At 63.6% G+C, this 21,218-nt stretch carries 18 protein-coding genes; 12 read left to right on the forward strand and 6 right to left on the reverse strand.

From position 1 onward, the window contains the following. Window positions 1-114: 114 nt before the first annotated feature. The 8 genes from DES43_RS04025 (at window position 115) to phoB (ending at window position 11,247) form a co-directional block, all read left to right on the forward strand. Window positions 115-669 (forward strand): hypothetical protein, encoded by a 555-nt coding sequence (locus DES43_RS04025; protein ID WP_245264719.1) that lies wholly within the window; start codon window positions 115-117, stop codon window positions 667-669. Between the two features lie 636 nt (window positions 670-1,305). Beyond that, on the forward strand, window positions 1,306-4,662 hold the full coding sequence (locus DES43_RS04030) for a response regulator (RefSeq protein ID WP_035027192.1): 3,357 nt from the start codon (window positions 1,306-1,308) through the stop codon (window positions 4,660-4,662). Window positions 4,663-5,013: 351 nt separating this feature from the next. Continuing rightward, on the forward strand, window positions 5,014-6,051 hold the full coding sequence (locus DES43_RS04035) for a PstS family phosphate ABC transporter substrate-binding protein (protein WP_035027191.1): 1,038 nt from the start codon (window positions 5,014-5,016) through the stop codon (window positions 6,049-6,051). Between the two features lie 99 nt (window positions 6,052-6,150). Beyond that, window positions 6,151-7,620 carry a phosphate ABC transporter permease subunit PstC gene (gene pstC, locus DES43_RS04040; RefSeq protein WP_035027190.1) on the forward strand — a complete coding sequence of 490 codons (1,470 nt, stop codon included), beginning with the start codon at window positions 6,151-6,153 and terminating at the stop codon, window positions 7,618-7,620. Then, window positions 7,617-8,948, forward strand: a complete 1,332-nt coding sequence (gene pstA, locus DES43_RS04045; protein WP_035027189.1) for a phosphate ABC transporter permease PstA — start codon at window positions 7,617-7,619, stop codon at window positions 8,946-8,948. The genes pstC and pstA overlap by 4 nt, the downstream gene beginning before the upstream one ends. A 17-nt stretch (window positions 8,949-8,965) precedes the next feature. After that, entirely contained in the window at window positions 8,966-9,790 is an 825-nt protein-coding gene (pstB, locus tag DES43_RS04050) for a phosphate ABC transporter ATP-binding protein PstB (RefSeq protein WP_035027188.1), read from the forward strand. Window positions 9,791-9,828: 38 nt separating this feature from the next. After that, window positions 9,829-10,536, forward strand: a complete 708-nt coding sequence (gene phoU, locus DES43_RS04055) for a phosphate signaling complex protein PhoU (protein WP_035027187.1) — start codon at window positions 9,829-9,831, stop codon at window positions 10,534-10,536. A 21-nt stretch (window positions 10,537-10,557) separates the two neighbouring features. Continuing rightward, on the forward strand, window positions 10,558-11,247 hold the full coding sequence (phoB, locus tag DES43_RS04060; protein WP_035027186.1) for a phosphate regulon transcriptional regulator PhoB: 690 nt from the start codon (window positions 10,558-10,560) through the stop codon (window positions 11,245-11,247). On the opposite strand, the gene DES43_RS04065 is transcribed toward phoB, so the two are convergent. After that, entirely contained in the window at window positions 11,226-12,479 is a 1,254-nt protein-coding gene (locus DES43_RS04065; protein WP_035027185.1) for an ROK family transcriptional regulator, read from the reverse strand. The genes phoB and DES43_RS04065 overlap by 22 nt on opposite strands. 232 nt (window positions 12,480-12,711) lie before the next feature. Between DES43_RS04065 and xylF the strand changes: the two genes are divergently transcribed. From xylF to DES43_RS04085, 4 genes are all read left to right on the forward strand, one after another. After that, window positions 12,712-13,752 (forward strand): D-xylose ABC transporter substrate-binding protein, encoded by a 1,041-nt coding sequence (xylF, locus tag DES43_RS04070; protein ID WP_035027184.1) that lies wholly within the window; start codon window positions 12,712-12,714, stop codon window positions 13,750-13,752. A 230-nt stretch (window positions 13,753-13,982) separates the two neighbouring features. Next, the gene (locus DES43_RS04075) at window positions 13,983-15,299 is read left to right on the forward strand and encodes a sugar ABC transporter permease (protein WP_035027183.1); all 1,317 of its coding nucleotides are present in this window, start codon (window positions 13,983-13,985) and stop codon (window positions 15,297-15,299) included. A gap of 11 nt (window positions 15,300-15,310) precedes the next feature. After that, window positions 15,311-16,111, forward strand: coding sequence for an ATP-binding cassette domain-containing protein (locus DES43_RS04080; protein ID WP_035027182.1), 801 nt, complete (start codon window positions 15,311-15,313; stop codon window positions 16,109-16,111). Window positions 16,112-16,195: 84 nt separating this feature from the next. Next, the gene (locus tag DES43_RS04085) at window positions 16,196-17,809 is read left to right on the forward strand and encodes a CHASE domain-containing protein (protein WP_133674824.1); all 1,614 of its coding nucleotides are present in this window, start codon (window positions 16,196-16,198) and stop codon (window positions 17,807-17,809) included. A gap of 136 nt (window positions 17,810-17,945) precedes the next feature. On the opposite strand, the gene DES43_RS04090 is transcribed toward DES43_RS04085, so the two are convergent. The 5 genes from DES43_RS04090 to DES43_RS04110 form a co-directional block, all read right to left on the reverse strand. Continuing rightward, window positions 17,946-18,200 (reverse strand): YMGG-like glycine zipper-containing protein, encoded by a 255-nt coding sequence (locus DES43_RS04090; RefSeq protein WP_035027180.1) that lies wholly within the window; start codon window positions 18,198-18,200, stop codon window positions 17,946-17,948. 112 nt (window positions 18,201-18,312) lie between these two features. Next, a complete protein-coding gene (locus DES43_RS04095) occupies window positions 18,313-18,651 on the reverse strand; it encodes a hypothetical protein (protein ID WP_245264718.1) in 339 nt (112 codons plus the stop codon). 92 nt (window positions 18,652-18,743) lie between these two features. Beyond that, entirely contained in the window at window positions 18,744-19,799 is a 1,056-nt protein-coding gene (locus tag DES43_RS04100; protein ID WP_035027179.1) for a sensor histidine kinase, read from the reverse strand. Between the two features lie 158 nt (window positions 19,800-19,957). Next, window positions 19,958-20,122 (reverse strand): DUF1328 domain-containing protein, encoded by a 165-nt coding sequence (locus DES43_RS04105; RefSeq protein WP_035027178.1) that lies wholly within the window; start codon window positions 20,120-20,122, stop codon window positions 19,958-19,960. An 86-nt stretch (window positions 20,123-20,208) separates the two neighbouring features. Beyond that, complete coding sequence (locus DES43_RS04110) at window positions 20,209-21,006, reverse strand: response regulator (RefSeq protein ID WP_035027230.1); 798 nt, start codon at window positions 21,004-21,006, stop codon at window positions 20,209-20,211. Window positions 21,007-21,218 lie beyond the last annotated feature (212 nt).

Consider the following 21,218-nt stretch of genomic DNA (forward strand, 5'->3'; position numbering starts at 1 on the left):
AAGTTGATTCATCTTTATTGCCGGTTCGTTGAGTTTTGGGGCGAACAATTCCTCTTGCAAGGAAAGTCCGGCCTGCCGGGGCACTTTGTCTGTACGAAGCAAGGAGGAGGTTTCATGCCCGTATCGAGGAAGACAGGAATGCTGGTGAAGCTGGCTTGCTCATCCGTGTTTGCGGTGGCGCTGAGCCTTCCCGCGCAGGCGCTGGATATTGGCGGCAGAGGACCTGGCGTCAGCGTGGACAGCCGGGACGGCGGCCTTGGCGTCGGCGTTTCGGTTGGCGGGTCCAGGGGCGTCAATGCCGGTGCCGGCGTCGGAACAAGCAAGGGCCTCGGTGTCGGCGCAGGGGCTTCGGTGGGCGGCAGGAATGGCGTCAATGCCGGCCTTGGCGCCAGCGTGGGCGGCGCAAATGCCGTAAGAGCAGGAGTTGGGCTCGGTGTGGGAAGCGGCATATCTGCCGGCGTCGGGATTGGCGTGGGGACCCGGCCGGGTACGCCCGGCACACCGGGTAATCCGGGTGTGAACCCCAGTCTGCCGGCCGTGGTTGCGAACATGCCGGCAAGCGACGTCCGGATGCTGCGCAAGAGGTGCATCGATATCCTCGGCAATCCGGGTGCATATGATGCGCAATTCGCCCAGCTTTGCCGGATGCTGCAGGTGGCGTCACGCTGACGGCGCACGATCCGGAGATGAGCGCGCATCGGGCAGAGGCGCGTTTATCGCAGGGCGTGCAGCTCGATCGACATCTCCCCCAGGATAATTCCGGTGCAGGCGCTAGTTGCAGACCATTCTCACACGTCCCCCGGCATCCGTCGCGGGACCGCAGGAGATCGGTGCTGCAGGCTCGGCCGGCGTCGTCGCGGCAGGGCTGGCGGGCGTGCCCCGGCCGCTTGCACGCGCAGGTCGGGCCGCGCGGACGTACTGCGGCGAACTGACGGGGAAGACATTCGAGCCGCTTTCAACGGGCGGCGTCCGGGTGCCGGAGGGCCCCTTGTCCCAGATGCGCCTTGCATCGACCTGCCGGGGGATGACCACGGTGCCGTCGTCGGTACGCGCGCAGCCGGCGCCCGACAGCAAGAGGCAGCAAAGAAAAAGTGGACCAAGGTGAGCGGGTTTCAGCATGTCCCCAATCCGATAGCGCGAGACGCAGGTGTTGACAATGCGTTTGCGTTACGCCTGCGCACGGCACCACCGGGGGTGGATGAAGCCGGCACGCTTGCCTTATGGTTAGCAGACAGTTAGCCTTGTCATCAGCACTTCCATTGCGCGCATAAGGGGTGTCCGGCAGGGGAGCAGGGCTGGGTTCATATGGGGCAAGCGCACGGGCCGATCGGGCAGGGCGGCGAAAATGGGAGTGCCGATGGCGCTCACGCCGGTGATGCTCAGGCTGCGCCGGCCGTCTCCTTGCCGGCACCGGCAGATGGCCTTTCTCTTTCCAATCATGATGGCGACGCATCGTGCTGGCTCTGGGAAACCGGCCCGGACCTGCGGTTCTCATGGCTTTCGGACAATTACTTCGCAGCCAGCGGAAGGCCGCCGGAAACCGTCATCGGCCGTTTCCGGTTCGATTTCATGGAACAGGCCCGCCACGGCAACCACAATGTGCTGGCTCACCTCGACGACTTGCACCAGCGTCGCCCATTTCGCGATTTCGTCTACGAGTTGAAGGACGGCCCCGCCTTCTGCCGCTGGGTTTCCACCAGCGGGGAACCGCATTTCGATGCGCAGGGCAATTTCACCGGCTACCGGGGCATTGCGCGCAACATCACCGCCATAGTGGTGCAGGTGCAGGATTTCATGCCTGCCCCGCACGTTGCGATGCGCGAGGCGCGCCAGGCCATTGCCGCGCTGAATGCCATCAGCGATGCATTGTGCCTCTATGACGAGAACGACGTTCTGATCCTGCACAACGAGGCTCTCCTCCAGCTCTATTGCGGACTTGGCGATGTGATCAGGCCCGGTATTTCATTCGGCCAGATACTCGATGCCGGGCTGGCACGCGGCCTGTGGGACACGGGCGGGCTGTCGGACGCTGACTGGCGCGAGGCGACACTGGAAGCGCGCCGGAACTCGAACGGCCATCCCGTGCCGATCCGCTTTGCCAGCGGCCGCATGGTGCAGCAGCGCTCCATCCGCACCGACACCGGCATGCTGGTCTCGACATGCTCCGATGTGACCGAGCTGGAAAGCAGCAAGGCACGGAGCCATCAGCTCCGCCTCGATCTGGAGCGAACCGTCGATCTGCTGGACATGGCCATCGTCATTGTCGACGAGGCGCTCAATGCGGAGCTGATCAACCGGGCCTTCTGGAAGCTGTGGAACCTGTCGCCGGATCAGGTCGAGCCGGGCCGCCCGTTCCGCGCGCTGCTCGAGGCTGACAGGCATACGGGGGTCTATGGCGTCGACGACGATGCGTGGGAGGATTATGTCTCGCGCCGGCTGGCTGAAATCCGGGCCGGCGAGGTGGCGCCACGCGAGTTCCGCCGGGCGGACGGCCGCACCATGATCTACTCCGTCACCGCGCTTTCGGGCGGCCGGCGGCTCATTTCCTATTATGATGTCACGGCGCTGAAGGAGCGTGAGCGGGCATTGCGCGAAAGCATGCGCGAGAATGAACTCTTCCGCAGCCTGATCGACAACGTGCCTGTGTCGATCTACGCCAAGCATGCGGATTTGAGACAATTCTATGTCAATCGCGGGTGGAGCGAACTGACCGGCATCAGCCGCGAGGATGCAGTCGGCAGGACCGACATGGAGCTGTTTGGCGTTCACGGACGGGGAATGACGGAAAGCGATCTGGCCGTGTTGCGGACTGGCGAAACCCAGGAGGGCGAGGAAATCGTGATGGCGGCCGACGGCGCGGTCCGGCATCAGTTCGCGCGCAAAAGCGCGATGACCGCTTCCGATGGATCGCTTTATCTCATCGGCTCGACCACCGACATCACCGAGCTGAAGCAGAGGGAGGCCGAGCTTGACGAGGCGCGCCGCCGGGCCGAACTCGCCGATCGCGCCAAATCCGAGTTTCTGGCCAATATGAGCCATGAAATCCGCACGCCCATGAATGGCGTGCTCGGCATGGCGGAGCTGTTGTCGAAGACGGAGCTCGACCAGAAGCAACGGACCTTCACAGATATCATCACGAAATCCGGCAATGCCCTGCTTGCCATCATCAACGACATCCTCGACTTCTCGAAGATCGATGCCGGACAGATGGTTCTCGATCCTGCGCCTTTCCATCTGGGCGAGGCCGTCGACGATGCCCTCGCTCTCGTCGTGGCACACGCGCGCGAAAAGGATGTGGAACTTGTCGTCCGTGTCGAGCCCGGTCTGGAAAGTTGCTTCGTCGGCGATGCGGCGCGCATCCGCCAGATCCTGCTCAACCTGCTTGGCAATGCGGTGAAGTTCACCGATCACGGCCATGTGCTGGTCGATGTGTCGGGAGAAGACAGGGGCGACAGAACGAAGCTGCATTTCGCCGTGACGGATACGGGCATCGGCATTCCGGCCGGCAAACTGGCGCTGGTGTTCGACAAGTTCAGCCAGGTCGATGGCTCCTCGACGCGCCGGCATGAGGGCACAGGGCTGGGGCTGGCCATCTCGTCGCGGCTGGTTGCGCTGATGGGCGGCGAGATCGGCGTGGAAAGCGAGCCGGGCCGGGGCTCGACCTTCTGGTTCGAAATAACCCTCGAAAAGGGCAGCAGCCTCGCGGCACAGCCAGCGCCTCCGGTCGATGTGACCGGGGCGAGGGTGCTTGTCATCGACGACAACGCGGTCAATCGCGCCATCCTGAGCGAACAGATGCAATCCTGGGGTTTCGATTGCTGCGCCGCCGCCAACGGCATCGAGGGCCTGAAGGTTCTGGAGGCTGCCGCCGCGCGGGGCGTTGACGTGGAATGCATCGTGCTCGACTACCAGATGCCCGGCATGAGCGGACCGGACGTGGCGCGGGCGGTGCGTGCTGCATCGGGTTTCCGCGACATACCTGTCCTGCTGCTCACCTCGGTCGATCATTCGATGGCCGATCCGTTGTGCCGGGATCTCGACATCCATGCCCACCTTACGAAGCCTGTGCGCTCTTCGGCCCTGCTTGCAGTGCTGGTCGATGCGATTCAGCGTTACCGGGGCGGGCCGGCAGACGAGGCTGCGGATCTCGGCGATGAACCGCCTCCGGCTCGAACGGCGCCCGATCCTGTCGAGGTTGCCGAAACCGGAAAACCGGTTTCGGCTTCCGCCGGCGGGACTCCAGCCCGGTCCCCCGACATACTGGTCGCCGAAGACAATGAGGTGAACCAGCTTGTGTTCACGCAGATCCTTTCCGAAAGCGGATACAGCTTCGAGATCGTCGCCAACGGCATGCTGGCGGTCGAGGCATACCGGACCCTGCGGCCGCGGATGATCCTGATGGACGTTTCCATGCCGCAGATGAACGGCTACGAGGCCACCGCCCGTATCCGCGAAAGCGAGGCGGCTGGCGCGTCGCACATACCGATCGTCGGGGTGACGGCCCATGCGCTCAAGGGCGATCGCGAGCGCTGCCTCGAAAGCGGCATGGACGATTATCTGCCCAAGCCCGTCAGCCCGCGGGCGCTGATGGCCAAGCTGGAGCGATGGCTCGGACATTCCTGCCCCCGCGAATGCGAGCAGCAGGAAACCGGGCGCGGCTAGAGCGCCGTGCGTCCTTTCGGACGCACAAGGGACGCTCTGACATTTTGTTTGAGCATCGGAATAATCCGAAAACCGACTACACTTTTCGGTCCGATGCTCTAACGGACCGCACGCTGCTCAACGGGCCGGAGAAAGCCACAAGGGCGGCAATAACAGGCAGATAGCGCGGATGGCCGTTTCCCTTGCAGGTGTCCGGGCTTTGCAGTCGCGCGGATGCCGTCAAACCCTTCCATGTCAAGCTTTACCGGACCGACACGAAACTGTCATGCGACTGTAATAAACGGGGTCTATTGGCCACACCGGGCGCTGAAGGAGCGCTGCCAGACCACCTTGCGAACAGGAGCAGGCCAAATGAAAAGATACGTCCTCACCGCGTCGGTTGCGGCGCTTGCGCTGGCCGCGACGGCGGGCTTCGCCTCGGTGCGCGACCAGATCCAGATCGCCGGTTCGTCGACCGTTCTTCCCTACGCCAAGATCGTTGCCGAGAACTTCTCGGAAGCCTATTCCAACTTCAAGACCCCGGTCGTGGAGTCGGGCGGTTCGTCGGGCGGCCTCAAGGAATTCTGCAAGGGCGTCGGCGAGAACACCATCGACATCGCCAACTCCTCGCGCCCGATCAAGGAGTCGGAAGTGAAGGCCTGCGCCGATGCCGGCGTCACCGACATCCAGGAAGTGCGCATCGGCTATGACGGCATCGTTTTCGCCACCGACATCAACGGTCCCGACTGGGCCCTGACCGCACAGGATATCTACAAGGCGCTCGCCGCTCAGGTCGTCGTCGACGGCAAGCTGGTCGACAACAAGGTCGCCAAGTGGAACGAAGTGAATTCGGCGCTGCCCGACTGGGATATCGCCGCCTACATTCCCGGCGAAAAGCACGGCACCCGCGAAGTCTTCGAAGAGAAGCTGATGACGGAAGGCTGCAAGGCTTCCGGCGCTCTCGAAGCCATCAAGGCCACCGGCACTGACGACAAGGCCGCCGCGGCCGCCTGCATCGCAGTCCGCAAGGATGGCAAGGCCGTCGACATCGATGGCGACTACACCGAAACGCTTGCCCGCATCGACTCCAACAAGACCGGTGTAGGCGTGTTCGGCCTCGCCTTCTACGAGAACAACGCCGACAAGCTGAAGGTCGCCACCGTCGAGGGCGTGAGCCCGTCGGTCGAGACCATCGCCAAGGGCGAGTATCCGGTGTCGCGCCCGCTCTTCTTCTACGTGAAGAAGGCTCACCTCGACGTCGTCCCGGGCCTGAAGGAGTATGTGAACTTCTTCCTCTCCGACGACATGGTCGGCCCTGAGAGCCCGCTGGCCGAATACGGTCTGGTCTCGGCTCCCGATGCGGAGCGCGACGAGCAGCGCTCGGCTTTCGAGTCCGGCAAAACCCTCTGACGAAACCGGTTCGGGGCGCGCGCCTGGTTCCCGCGCCCCGTCCCTCCGCTGTGTGAAGCAATCCAGGGCCAGCCCCTGAAAGCCAACCGGACACACTTCATGAGCGTTTCCTGGGTCCTTGCCATCATCCTCGTCATCGGCGTGGTGGCTTTTATGGTGGCGCGCCTGCGCGCAGCGCGGCTGGAGCCGCAAGCCGGTGTCAAACAGCATTCGCTGCCCGGCTATCACGGTTCCTACGCGCTGATTCTGGCAATCTTTCCCGCCATTATCTTCTTCGGAATCTGGAAGGCGACGAGCCCTGTATATATCGACTCGGCCGTGTGGCGCAGCCTGCCCGAGCAGGTGCGGTCCGCCTCCGATGCGAACCGCTCGCTGACGATGGGCACGATCTACACCATCGGCGACGGCATGCGTCGCCTTACGCCTGCGGAACTGGATCAGGTGCGTTCCGGCCAGGCCGATCTCAAGGCGTTGTTTGCGTCCCGGGGCGTCGCGCTCGCTTCCAGCGGCGAGGCCTATATGATTCCCGCCGCCGAGAACTACCGTTCCATGAGCGATTCATCCTCGCTCTGGTCGGCCGTCGGCGCGATCCTTCTGTCGCTGGCCGGTGCCTGGCTCGGCCTGTCCGGCATCACGCTGCGCCGGCGTGCCCGCAACAATGTCGAGCGTGTCATGCTGTGGGGGCTGATCGCGGCCTCCACCGTCGCCATTCTCACCACGGTCGGCATCGTTCTGTCGATGCTGTTCCAGACCCTGACTTTCTTCCAGTCGGTGCCGCTGTCCAACTTCTTCTTCGGCACGGTTTGGGATCCGCGCTTCGCGGCCGCAGGCTCCGGTGGAGCGACCGGCCAGTTCGGCCTTATCCCGCTGCTTGCAGGCACGCTTTACATTGCGCTGGTGGCGATGCTGTTCGCAGTTCCCGTCGGCCTGTTCGCGGCCATTTACATGTCCGAATACGCCTCGCGGAAAGTGCGCTCGGTGGTCAAGCCTGTGCTTGAGCTGCTCGCTGGCATCCCCACCATCGTCTACGGTATCTTCGCGCTGGTGACGGTCGGGCCGCTTCTGCGCGACATTTCGGCGGCGCTGTCCGGTGGCCAGCCCTTCATCATGGCCCAGAGCGTGCTCACCGCGGGTCTGGTCATGGGCATCATGCTCATCCCCTTCGTCTCCTCGCTTTCGGACGACATTATCAGCTCGGTCCCACGCTCCCTTCACGACGGCTCGCTCGGGCTTGGCGCGACGCGTTCCGAAACGGTGCGCAACGTCATCCTGCCGGCAGCACTGCCAGGCATCGTCGGCGCGCTTCTTCTGACCGCCTCGCGCGCCATCGGAGAGACCATGATCGTGGTGCTGGCGGCAGGCGTTGCGGCCAAGCTTACGCTGAATCCGGGGGAGGCGATGACCACCATCACGGTCAAGATCGTGAACCAGCTCACCGGCGACCTTGAGTTCACCTCGCCGCAGACGCTGGTCGCCTTCGCGCTTGGCATCACCCTGTTCGTCATCACGCTCGGCATGAATGTGCTGGCGCTCTACATCGTGCGCAAATATCGGGAACAGTACGAATGACCGACATTCCGTTCGATCAAGCCGGAGCCGTGGATGCCGTGGCGCCACCCCGCCGCGACATCGGCATACAGCGCCGCTACCGCGCAGAACGCCGGTTCCGTCTCTACGGGCTGATAGCCATCGGCATCGGCATCTTCTTCCTGGCGGCGTTGTTGTTTACCGTCGTCAGGGGAGGCTACACCGCCTTCTGGCAGACCTCGATCAATCTCGCCGTGAGCTTCGATCCGGATGTCATCGATGCCGACGGCAAGCGTGACAGCGACCCCAACGTGCTGGCCACGGCCAACTATCCGCTGCTGGCACGGAATGCGCTCGCCACAAAGCTCGGCATCGATGTCGACGCCGAGGGAAACAGGGCGGAGCTGCGTCTCTTGTCCGGCATGATCTCGCAGGGGGTGCGCACGCAGCTCCGTGACATGGTGCTGGCCGATCCGTCGATCATCGGCACCACGCAGAATGTGTGGGTTCTTGCTGCCGCCGATGTCGATTCCGCCCACAAGGGCCAGATCGACCTGTCGGTTCCCGAATCCCGGCGCAAGGTCAAGGACAAGCAGGTCGGCTGGATGAAGACGCTGACTGCCGACGGCACCATGATCGAGCGCTTCAATCGCGGTCTGTTCACCTTCGGCGCTTCCAGCCGGCCGGAGACGGCGGGCATGGGCGTGGCGCTGATCGGCTCGCTCTACATGATGCTGATCGTGCTGGTGCTGGCGCTGCCCATCGGCGTGGCCGCCTCCATCTACCTGGAGGAGTTCGCGCCGAAGAACCGCTGGACCGACCTGATCGAGGTCAACATCAACAATCTGGCTGCGGTGCCGTCCATCGTGTTCGGTCTGCTGGGCCTTGCCGTGTTCGTCAACTTCGCCGGGCTGCCGCGTTCGGCCTCGCTGGTCGGCGGGCTGGTGCTGACGCTGATGACCCTGCCGACCATCATCATCGCCACCCGCGCGGCGCTTAAGGCGGTTCCGCCGTCCATCCGTTCCGGCGCGCTGGGAATAGGCGCCTCGCGCATGCAGACGGTGTTCCATCATGTGCTGCCGCTTGCCGCGCCCGGCATCCTCACCGGCACCATCATCGGTCTGGCACAGGCGCTCGGCGAAACCGCGCCCCTGCTGCTGATCGGCATGGTCGCCTTCGTCGCCGACTATCCGGCCACGCCGCTGGACCCGGCCACCGCGCTTCCCGTGCAGATCTACATGTGGGCCAACGAGGCTGAGCGTGCCTTCGTGGAACGCACCTCGGGCGCCATCATCATCCTTCTGCTTTTCCTTGCCGCGATGAACCTGGCCGCGATCCTGCTGCGCCGGCGCTTCGAACGGCGCTGGTAGATAAGGAACCAGGACCCATGAATGTCATGAGCGAAACAACTCTGGAAAATGCCGTGAACGAGAAGGTGGCCGCTGCCGCGAACGAGCGCATCAAGATGCGCGGAGAGAAGGTGGGGGTCTTCTATGGCGACAAGCAGGCGCTGTTCGACGTGGACCTTCTGGTGCGCCAGAATCAGGTGACCGCTCTGATCGGCCCGTCCGGTTGCGGAAAATCGACCTTCCTGCGCTGCCTCAACCGCATGAACGACACCATCGACAATGCCCGCGTGGTCGGCAAGATCACGCTGGACGGCGAAGACATCTACGACCGCGACATCGATGTGGTCGAGCTGCGCTCGCGCGTCGGCATGGTGTTCCAGAAGCCCAACCCGTTTCCGAAGTCGATCTACGACAACATTGCCTACGGCCCGCGCATCCATGGCCTTGCCCGCAGCAAGGCGGACATGGATGCTGTCGTGGAATCGAGCCTGAAGCGCGCGGGTCTGTTCAACGAGGTCAAGGACCGCCTCAATGAGCCGGGCACCGGCCTTTCCGGCGGCCAGCAGCAGCGCCTGTGCATCGCGCGGGCCATCGCCGTCTCGCCCGAAGTGATCCTGATGGACGAGCCCTGCTCGGCCCTCGACCCGATCGCGACGGCGCGCGTCGAGGAGCTGATCGACGAGTTGCGCGAGAACTACACCATCGTCATCGTCACGCACTCCATGCAGCAGGCGGCGCGCGTCTCGCAGCGCACGGCCATGTTCCATCTCGGCAATCTTGTCGAGGAGGGGCCGACGGAGAAGATGTTCACCAACCCCGACGACAAGCGCACGCAGGACTACATCACCGGCCGCTTCGGCTGAGTGGTTCCGCTGCCATTCCAACAGACGAGGAACGGATAATGGGTGCTCATACGGTGACCGCCTTCGACGAGGATCTGCAGGAGATCGAAGGGCTGGTGCGAGACATGGTCAGTCTGGCGCGCTCGATGGTCGACGAGGCCACGCAGAGCCTCATCGTTCCCGACAGCGCGCTGGCGCAGCGCGTCGTTTCGGAAGATGCTGTCATGGACAGCCTTCAGCGCCGGCTGGACGACCGCGCCATCACCCTGATCGGCAAGCGCCAGCCCATGGCGCAGGACCTGCGTGCCATTGTCGGCGCCATCCGCATGGCGGGAGACCTGGAGCGGATCGGCGACCTCGCCAAGAACATCGCCAAGCGTGTCGATGCGGTCGGACAATCGACCATGCCGCGCGAGCTCGCCCGTTCCATCGAGGATATGGCCGAACTGGTTCTGGAGCAGGTGCAGGGCGTCATCGAGGAGTACAGCGCGCGCAGCCCGGAGGGGCTGGTTCGACTGCGTGACGAGGACGAGCTGATCGACGTTCGCTACACCTCGGTGTTTCGTGAACTTCTGACCTACATGATGGAAGACGCGCGCAACATCACCGCCTGTACGCATCTGTTGTTCTGCGCCAAGAATCTGGAGCGGATCGGCGACCACGTGACCAATATCGCGGAAAATGCCTATTATGTGCTGACCGGCGAGCAGTTGCCGGTTCACAGGCCCAAGCAGGACGAAACCGGCGTGCCGGTGCCGGCGGCCTGAGTGTATTTTTAGGAGCAGGACATGATTGCACCCCGCATCATGGTGGTCGAGGACGAGGAACCGCTGGGCGTTCTTCTGCGCTACAATCTCGAGGCGGAGGGCTATCAGGTCGAGATCGTCACACGCGGCGACGAGGCAGAGTTGCGGTTGCAGGAAAACGTGCCCGATCTGCTGGTGCTCGACTGGATGGTTCCGGCGGTTTCGGGCATCGAACTGTGCCGGCGGCTGCGGATGCGCGAGCAGACGGAGCGGTTGCCGATCATCATGCTGACCGCGCGCGGCGAGGAAAGCGACCGCGTGCGCGGCCTGTCCACGGGTGCCGACGACTATCTGGTGAAGCCCTTCTCCATGCCTGAACTGGTGGCGCGGGTGAAGGCGCTTCTGCGCCGCGCCAAGCCCGAGGTGCTGTCGTCGGTGCTCAAGGTCGGAGACATCGTGCTCGATCGCGAGCAGCACCGGGTCTACCGCAAGAAGAGCGAGATCAAGCTCGGACCGACCGAATTTCGCCTGCTCGAGTTCATGATGCAGCATCCCGGCCGGGTGTTCTCGCGCGGGCAACTGCTCGACAATGTCTGGGGCGAGACCATCTACATCGACGAACGCACCGTGGACGTGCATGTCGGCCGGCTTCGCAAGGCCGTCAACAATGGCCGCATGCCGGACGTCATCCGCACCGTGCGCGGCTCGGGTTACGCGATCAGGGAAGAGTGAAGCGAGGCAGGCTCGTCCTGCGCCGCACGGCCGGCGGCGAATATCCGGTGATCGATGAATGTCAGCGCGCGCATGGCGCAGCCCTCGCGCAGCAGCGCGACCTGGTCCGGCTGGGTGTCGAAGGTGATCGATCCGGAGTGATGGCCACCCGCGGTTCTGGCGATCGCCTCGTGCAGCGCAGGCCCGATCAGGTCGAAGGCGGCGGCGTTGAGGCCGACCATTGCCACCGGGGCCGGGTCGATCAGCGCGAACAGGCTGCCAAGCCCGAAGCCGAGCGCCTCGCCGGCGATGCGAAACGCCCTCCGTTCGGGTCCGTCATGGTCGCGGGCAGCCTGGGCCAGCGCCTGCATTTCCGTTTCCTCGATGTCTCCGCGCGGCTCCTCGTTCTCGTCGTGGCCGGCGGCGTTGCGCCAGATGGCGTAGCTGCCGGCATAGGCCTCGATGCAGCCACGCCGTCCGCAGCGGCACAATGCCCCGTCCGGACGGTGGACCATGTGGCCGAACTCCACGCCGGACGAATGCGTGCCGGTGAACATCGATCCCTTCAGCACCAGACCCATGCCGATGCCGTGTGAAAGCAATATGGCGATAAAATCGTCGCGATAGCGCTCCGGATCGCGCCAGCGCAGCGCCTCGGCCATCATGTTGCAGTCGTTCTCCACCGTTACGGGAATGGAGAACCTGGCCTCCAGCAGGTCAGCGAAGGGGATGTCGGTGTGAGGCGTGATCGGCGACCAGAGCATCGAGCGCGCTTCGGCGTCGGTGATGCCCTGTACGGCCAGCACGATGCGCAGCACGTGCCGGCCTGCATGTGCCGGGTGTTCGAGCCTGCGACGAAGGATATCCATGCATTCGCAGATCAGTTCGCCGCGGGGCAGGGCGCGCGTATCGAGACGGCGATGCTCTTCCTCCAGCAAATTGCCGGCGTAGTCGAGGCTGACGGCGGACAGGCTGTTGAGCGACAGCATCAGCGTAACCGCGCATGCGGCCTGCGGATCGAGCGCCAGCCCGATCTGCGGACGGCCGCGCTTGAGCGCCGGCGCCTCCTGGCGCGTTTCTGTCAATATGCCTTCGGCGATCAGGTCGGACGAAATGGCGGATATGGTGGAGTGGCTGAGGCCGGTGATGGCAGCGATCTCGGTGCGCGAGGCCTGCCCGCCGCGCCGTGTGGCGGCGATCACCATGGCGCGGTTGCGCCGGCGCAGATCGTCGTGCCGCATTCCAACGGTCATGGCCTTCCGATTCCTCCCATCCTGCTTGCCGCAATAGCAGGTGCCCGAGTGTGTCAGAAGCGCCGGGCGCTGTCATTATTTAATTCGAGTTTCGAAATAAATAGCTCTGGCGCGACGAAATGCGTTGACAGTGCCCGGCCATTGCGCCACACTTTTTTCGAGGCTCGAAAAAAGTCTCCAGTCGGCTTAACGGGTCAGATCAGTGGCGCCCGCCGGGCGCAGGGAGGAAATCATGAGGAAATTCACGGCCGCCATTCTGGCAGGTGCCGCCTTGTCGCTGACGCTTGCCGCCACCGCGCAGGCCAAGGACAAGGTCATCGGCGTTTCCTGGTCGAACTTCCAGGAAGAGCGCTGGAAAACCGATGAAGCGGCCATGAAGGCCGCCATCGAAGCCGCCGGCGACAAGTACATCTCCGCCGACGCCCAGTCGTCCGCCTCCAAGCAGCTCACCGACGTGGAAAGCCTGATCAGCCAGGGCGCGAACGCCCTGATCATTCTGGCGCAGGATGCCTCGGCCATCGGCCCGGCAGTGCAGAAGGCGCTGGACGAAGGCATTCCGGTGGTCGGATACGACCGCCTGATCGAGAACGGCGACGTGTTCTATCTCACCTTCGATAACAAGGAAGTCGGCCGCTTGCAGGCCAGCGAGGTGTTCAAGCTGAAGCCCGAAGGCAACTACGTGTTCATCAAGGGATCCGGTGCGGATCCGAACGCGGACTTCCTGTTCTCGGGCCAGATGGAAGTGCTGAAGGAAGCCATCGATTCCGGCAAGATCAAGAATGTCGGCGAGGCGTACACGGACGGCTGGCTGCCTGCCAACGCCCAGAAGAACATGGAGCAGTTCCTGACCGCCAACGACAACAATGTCGATGCGGTGGTGGCCTCCAACGACGGTACTGCCGGCGGTGCGATTGCCGCGCTGCAGGCGCAGGGGCTTGCCGGTTCGGTGCCGGTTTCGGGTCAGGACGGCGACCACGCCGCGCTTAACCGCATCGCGCTCGGCACCCAGACGGTGTCGGTGTGGAAGGACGCGCGAGAGCTTGGCAAGAACGCGGCCGAGATCGCCGCGCAGCTTGCCGACGGCAAGGCGATGTCCGATATCGCCAACGTGCAGGACTTCACGACGCCCGGCGGCAACACCGTCAAGTCGGTGTTCCTTACGCCCATCGCGATCACCAGGGACAATCTGAACGTGGTCATCGATGCGGGCTGGATTACAAAGGATGCGGTCTGCACCGGCGTTGCGGCAGGTAGCGTCGCAGCTTGCGACTAGGCCGCATTGGCACTGGATACGGAAGCGCCCGGTCACCGGCGCTTCCGACAGGCGCGGACGTTTGCCGGGGTGCGCCCGGCCGGAAATCCCCGAACCTTGCAATCGACAGCAGAAGCCGGGCTGCCGCCATACGGTCCGGGTTGGAAAACCGCTGTGCACTTTTGCTGGATTTGCTCTAGCATATCGGCGTGGCGCATTTGGCGGCCGGTTCCGGCCGGCGGGAGGAAACCATGAGCGATGCGACCTCAGCGACGACGGCCGACCGGGCTCGGGAGGCCGAGCTCGGCCCGTTGGCCCGCTTCCTCAAGGCGACCGAACTGGATATCCGCATGCTCGGCATGCTGGGCGCCCTCGTGCTGATCTGGACGGTGCTGCATTTCCTGTCCGGCGGGCTGTTCCTGACCCCGCGCAACCTTTGGAACCTGTCGGTGCAGACCTCCTCGGTCGCGATCATGGCCACGGGCATGGTTCTGGTCATCGTGCTGCGCAACATCGATCTTTCAGTGGGTTCCATGGAGGGGTTCGTGGGCATGGTCATGGGCGTGCTGCAAGCGCAGATCCTCATCCGGGTGTTCGGTTTTTCCCTCGGGGAGCCGTGGATATGGGTGATCGCGCTTGGCTGCGGCATCCTCACGGGGCTCATCATCGGGGCGCTTCACGGTTTCATCATCGCCTATCTGGAGGTTCCCGCCTTCATCGTCACGCTCGGTGGGCTGCTGATCTGGCGCGGTGCCGCCTGGTGGGTCACAAGCGGGCAGACGGTGGCACCGCTCGACGCTACCTTCCAGCTTATGGGCGGCGGACCGATGGGCTCGATCGGTGCCGGCTGGAGCTGGGCGGTGGCGGTGGCCGGCTGCCTCGGCGTCGCCTTCCTGATGCTCAACGGACGCAGCCAGCGCAAGCGCTTCCGCTTTCCCCTGCGGCCGGTCTGGGCGGAGGTGCTGCTCGGCGGCGTCGCCTGCGCGGCGATCCTCGGCGCGGTATGGGTGGCGAACTCCTATCCCTGGCCGGTCGGCATCGTGCGTCGCTACGCCGAGGCGCGTGGTGTCGAGGTGCCGGAAGGCGGCCTGTTCATCGCCCATGGCATCGCCATTCCCGTGCTGATGGCGGTCGCCGTCGGCATCGTCATGACCTTCGTGACCAACCGCACCCGTTTCGGCCGCTATGTCTTCGCCATCGGCGGCAATCCGGAGGCGGCGAACCTCGCCGGCATCAACACGCGCTGGGTGACCATGAAGGTGTTCATGATCATGGGCGTGCTGGTGGCGATCAGCGCCGCGATCTCCTCCGCCCGCCTCAATGCCGCGACCAATGCGCTGGGAACGCTGGACGAGCTGCTGGTGATCGCCGCCGCCGTCATCGGCGGCACCTCCCTTGCCGGCGGCGCGGGCACCATCATCGGGGCGATGCTGGGCGCCCTGCTGATGCAGTCGCTGCAATCGGGCATGGTGCTGCTCGGCATCGACTCGCCGTTGCAGAACATCGTCGTCGGCGCCGTGCTGGTCATCGCGGTGTGGCTCGACACCGTCTATCGCAAGCGGGTGTAGGAGGAACGACCATGGCAGAAGCCGCAAGCAGGAGTTCCGTGCCGCTCATCGACATGCGCAATATCTCCATCGCCTTCGGCGGCATCCGCGCCGTCGACGACGCATCGGTCGATCTTCATGCGGGCGAGGTGCTGGCGCTGCTCGGCCACAATGGCGCGGGCAAGTCGACGCTGATCAAGATACTTTCGGGCGCCTACAAGCGAGATGCCGGGCAGATCTTCGTCAACGGCGAGGAGGCGGTGATCAACAATCCGCGCGACGCCAAGAAATACGGCATCGAGACGATCTATCAGACGCTTGCCCTTGCCGACAATGTCGATGCGGCCGCCAATCTGTTCCTCGGGCGTGAACTGATGACGCGGTGGAACACGCTTGACGATGTGGCGATGGAAGCGGAAGCGCGCAAGGTGATGGGGCGCCTCAACCCGCGCTTCCAGCGCTTCAAGGAGCCGGTGATCAAGCTTTCCGGCGGTCAGCGCCAGTCGGTGGCGATCGCGCGGGCCATCCTGTTCAACGCCCGCATCCTCATCATGGATGAGCCGACGGCGGCGCTCGGGCCGCAGGAGACCGCGCAGGTCGGCGAGCTTGTGCGCCAGCTAAAGGCCGACGGTATCGGCATCTTCCTCATCAGCCACGACATCCACGACGTCTTCGAGCTTGCCGACCGTGTCTGCGTGATGAAGAACGGGCAGGTGGTGGGAACCGCGAGCACGCAGGATGTCACACAGGACGAGGTTCTGGGCATGATCATCCTCGGAAAATGCCCGCCGGGGGCGATACCGGGGCCGGGAGCGCTCAAGATCGCGGCCTGAATGCGGCGGTGGCGGGCGCGCCGCGCTTGTCATGGCGCGCGGACTTGCTAGAAATGCAGTTTCTGCCGGGGACCGCGTAGCCAGTTGAAGAGACTTTTTCCGCTTCTGACATTTCTGGCCGTCGCACTGATCAGCATGGTGATGGCGGGTTTCGCCTATTTCGCCACGCAGGAGGCAACGCGCATCAAGTTCGAGGCGACGGTGGACGATGCCATTTCGCGTATCGAAACCCGTCTCGACCTGCATCTGACCCTGCTGAGGGCCACCCAGGCATTCTTCGACGCCCACGGGAATCATGTCAGCCGGACGGATTTCCAGGCCTTCATTTCGGCACTCGACGTGGGCGTGAACTTCCCAGGCCTGCGCGGCATCGGCGTTCTCCGGTTCGTGCGGGCCGGCGACGAGGCAGTTGCCGAACGCGCCATACGGCAGGAGCAGGGACTGGAGCGAAAGGTCTATCCGCAGTCGGAGCAGAAATGGCGCGCGCCCGTCTTTCTTTTCGAGCCGCTCAAGCCTTCGAGCGACAAGGTCATAGGCTTCGACATGTTCGCGGAACCGGTCCGGCGCGCTGCGATCGAGGCGGCCATGCAGGACGATGCGCACCATGCCACGGCTCCGATCATGCTCGGCAACAACAGCGAGGTCGAGCCCTATCCGGGGTTCATCGTCTTCGCGCGGCTGAAGCTGGACGCGGCCCCCGTAACGGTCGATGCCACCACGCCCGTCACGCAGGGATTTCTTTATGCTGCGTTCCGCGCCAATGAACTGTTCCAGTCGGCACTGCGCCGCATACCGCTGCTTCCCGTCCATGTGGATATCTACGACAGTTCGATCGAGGCGCGGAATCTCATATTCAGTTCCGCTACCCCTGCGGTAACGGGTATCGGACGTATCGTGGACACGCGCCGCATGAACGTTGCCGGCCGACAGTGGATTCTGCAATTCCAGCCGACAACAGCATTTTCCCCGCCGTCATCCCGGGTCATTCCCGTCATGCTGGGCCTGTTCGGGCTGTTGTCGGCCGTCGCCATCGCGCTGGTGGCCCGCTACAAGGAGCGTGCCTACGACGCCGCCGAGCGGCTTCACGAAACCACGGAAAAGAGCCTTCTGGAAAAGGATCTGATGCTTCAGGAAATGAAGCACCGGATCAAGAACCTCATCACCCGCATCCTGGCGATTTCCAGACAGACCGCCTTGCGCGCCACCGATGTGAAGGAGTTCTCCGAATCCTTCTCCGCCCGCCTTCAGGCAATGGCCGCCTCGCAGGACATGCTGACCCGCTCGCGCTGGCAGAAGGCGGATCTCAGCGAATTGCTGCGCATCGAGCTCGGGCAGGTGTTCGGCAAGGATCTGCCGGAGGGGCTGTTGTCCGGCCCGCAGGTCCTGTTGAACGAGACGGCGACGCAGGCGCTGGGCCTCACTTTCCATGAACTGGCCACCAATGCGCTGAAATATGGCGAGGCGGGCAATTCCGTCGATGCGCTGAAGGTCGACTGGCGTGTGGAACGGCTGGACCGCAAGCGGGTGCTGGTTCTGAACTGGCGCGAATCCGGGCAGGAAGACCTTGCCGAACCTGAAAGCACCGGCTTCGGCACCAGGTTCATCGACATGAATATAACGCGCGAGCTCGATGGCTCCATCGACCGCCGCTTCCTGCCAAGCGGGCTACAGGTCGAGATCCGGATACCGCTGAAATAGAGTCGTTCCCGGAAGCCGGAACCCACGAACGGAAAAACCGGGCTGAAAAACTGCCCCGGCCGTTGCCTTTGCCGGCTTCAGGTAAAAAAGAAGGCCGGCATTGCCGGCCTTCCGGGATGCATCTTCCGTTGCGCGGTCAGTTGCAGCGCGCGGTGTAGATACGACGGGTGTTCGGGTCGCGATACTGGCAGTAGCCGTTGCGCAGGTTGCGCACCAGAAGGCCGGAACCCGCGCCGACCGCTGTGCCGATGAGTGCGCCCTTGGTGCCGCCGGCAACGCCGCCGATAACCGCGCCGGCAGCCGCGCCAACGCCCACGTCCTGTTCGGTGGTGGTGCAGCCGCTTACAGCCGGCAGCGCCAGTGCCGCCAGGACGATCATGATCTTCCGCATTTAGTAGCTCCTCTCGCTTCGATATCTCTCGCCTTGCAGCGATTCACTTGCCGAATAACACGATACCGTCAAGTTAGTGCCAGCGATTTCATTCGTGGGCAACACGGACTTTTCAGGGGCGATGGCTGCTGGAAGCGATCTCCACCGCGCCTTTTTCGACAGACGCTTCCAGTTTGCCGTTGGGGTGCACCTGCCAGACGATCTCGGCATAGTCGTCTTCCAGCGCGGGATCGACGGCGATGCAGGTGCCGAATATGCGCTCCGCCCGGGAGGAGAGCGCACGCAAAGCCGGCTGGCGTTCAGCGGCGCATTGCTCGACGGTTTCGAATACTGTGGCAGGGGCGGGCAACTCCGTGCAATCTGCAAGGTCACCCGAGCACCCGACGATCAACAGAACTGCTGCAATGTGTTCCATGGCGTTGTCCTCTGAAAAGAGAACGCGCAGGCACATGCAAGGTTCCTGAGGGCCGGTTCACCAAAAGTTGCAGACTTCCCCCTGTGGGATCATTCTTGCGGGCGAGCCTGCGAAACAGGAACGGGTGTTTACGGCGTCGCGCCGAATTCCGCTTCCGACTCGAAATTGGTGGGGGGGATCACCAGCCGATACTCCAGCCGGCCATCGATCAGTTGCAGCGATGCCTGGCCGCCCAGCGCCGCCGGCACCACGCGCTCCAGCGTGACACGCCTGAAATCCCGATGCGACGGCAGCATGCTGCCCTGGTCGAGCTGTTCCACCCATGACAGGACAAGGGCGGGCGCTTCGGGCTTGCCGGAAGCGTCTTCCATGGCAGCCTGTATGTCGATCCGCCCTCCCGGGTGCGAAAGAGCCCCGTAGGAAAGCGAATTGACGACCAGTTCGTGCATGGCGAGGCCGATATGAAGCGCCGCGTTCGGGTTCAGATAAGGGTTCACCCCCTCGAAGTTCAGCTCGCTTTCGCTGTAGGCCGCGTTATGTCCGAGCTGGCCCTCTATCAGCTCCTTCAGCCCCGCGCCGCGCCAGTTCGAGGAGGTGACCAGATCCTGCGAGGCGGCCAGGGATTGCAGCCGTCCCTGAAAGCTGCTGAGAAAATCGGAAATGTTTTCGGAGTGCCGTCCGGTCTGGCTCGCTATGCTCTGGATGATCGCCAGAAGGTTCTTGGAGCGATGGCTCACCTCGCGCAGCAGGGCGCGCAGGCTCTGCTCGCGCTGTTTGCGCTCGGTCGTCTCGACCTTGGTGGTCATCACACCGAGCACCGCTCCGTCTTCCCCCTGGTCCGGGTCCACCCAGATCTCGAACCAGCGCAGGCCGTCGTCGCCGGGCGCGCTGATTTCGAAGCGATGGGCGTTGGCGCTGGAGATGGCGTCCTCGCGTGCGGCGATGATGCGCGCGGTCTGGGAAGGCGGCAGGATGGTGTCACCCTGCCCCCCCTGCATCCAGGGCGCAGCCATGTTGCGAGCCCATACGGTTCTCAGGTCGGTATCCTGATAAAGGACTGAAACACCCGCATTGCGCAGGGCATGGAGCAGTGCCCGCCCGAGCTGGGACTCGTCCCGCAGGGAAGGATCGATGACCTCGTCGTCAGTCTCGCGAGGTTTTCCGGGATCGGTTTGTGAACCCATCGTCTGTCTGCTCTCTCGGTGCCGGTTCCGGCTACCCTACTAAAGCGGTTCCGTCAAAATGCGTTCCGCCGGGCAGCGCCGTTTCACGAAGCACTGCCCGGCGGCGGCTGGAAACCGGTTGAGGGGGGCGGTTTCCAGTTTTCGGGAAACCGAGGCAATCACGCCCGGCGGAAGAGTCCGGCCAGCAGCGATATGACAAGGAAGGCCAGGAAGATGAAAAACAGAATCTTGGCTATGCCGGCCGAGGCGCCTGCTATGCCGCCGAAGCCGAGCGCGCCGGCGATGATCGCGACGACGAGGAACACCAGGGTCCAGTAAAGCATTGATCCATCTCCTCTTTATCTTCTCTGGCACATCTGCCTGTAAAACGTTGCCCTGGAGCGTTGGTTCCGCAGGTGCCGGAAAAATATCAGGCCGCGGCTTTGGCCTGGCGGTCGAAGAACAGCGCCTGGCTGATCAGCGCCTTCACCATGTCCGGATTGAAGGGCTTGGTGACAAGGAAGGCCGGTTCGGGACGTTCGCCGGTGAGGAGACGTTCCGGGAAGGCGGTAATGAAGATCACGGGCACCGATGTGGCGGACAGAATCTCGTTGACCGCATCGATGCCAGAGCTTCCGTCGGCGAGCTGGATGTCGGCCAGCACCATGCGCGGCTGCGATCTGGCGAAGAGCCCCACGGCCTCGGCATGGGTGCGGGCGATGCCGACGACCCGGTGTCCGAGACTTTCGACCATTTCCTCGATGTCCATGGCGATCAGCGGCTCGTCCTCGATGATAAGGATGTCGGTCGCCACCTGACGTGAAATCTCGTTGCTGGCCTCGGCCAGAAGGGCGGAGAACTGCGCCTCGTCTATATCGAGGATTTCGGCGGCTTCCTTTTCATCGAAACCTTCGACGGCGACGAGAAGGAAGGCCTGGCGCGGGCGCGGGGCCAGCGCGTCGAGATTGGCGGCCGCCCGCCTTTCCCAGTCCGGCAACTGCGATTCCTCCTGCGGGATGCGGATCGCCACGGAAGTGAACATGCGGGTAAAAATCTTGTAGAGCGCGATGCGGTCGCTGGAAGCCTTCGGGAAGATGCCGGTGTCGGCGATGATCGCCTCGAGCATTGCTGCGACCAGCGCGTCGCCGCTTTCCTGCGAGCCCGAAACGGCGCGCGAGAAACGGCGCAGGAAAGGCAGGTGCGGGGCAATAGTGGCGGACAGACTCACGATATACGTCTCCCTCATGTGACGTGTTGCATGAAAAGCCGGATGCAGGAGTTTGCAAGGCCTAAGGCAGAAAAACCCGCTGCGATGCAAAAAGTTCCAAACAAGGCGGAACTAAATTGGCTAAGGGACGTTTGCGGCTGGATCGATCAACCAGCGGGGGCTGCGCTCGTTCCGTTTGTACGCGAACTTTACGTGACGGGCGATCAGGGTAT

The sequence above is a fragment of the Aquamicrobium defluvii genome (genome assembly GCF_004363725.1).
Classification (GTDB): Bacteria; Pseudomonadota; Alphaproteobacteria; order Rhizobiales; family Rhizobiaceae; genus Mesorhizobium; species Mesorhizobium defluvii.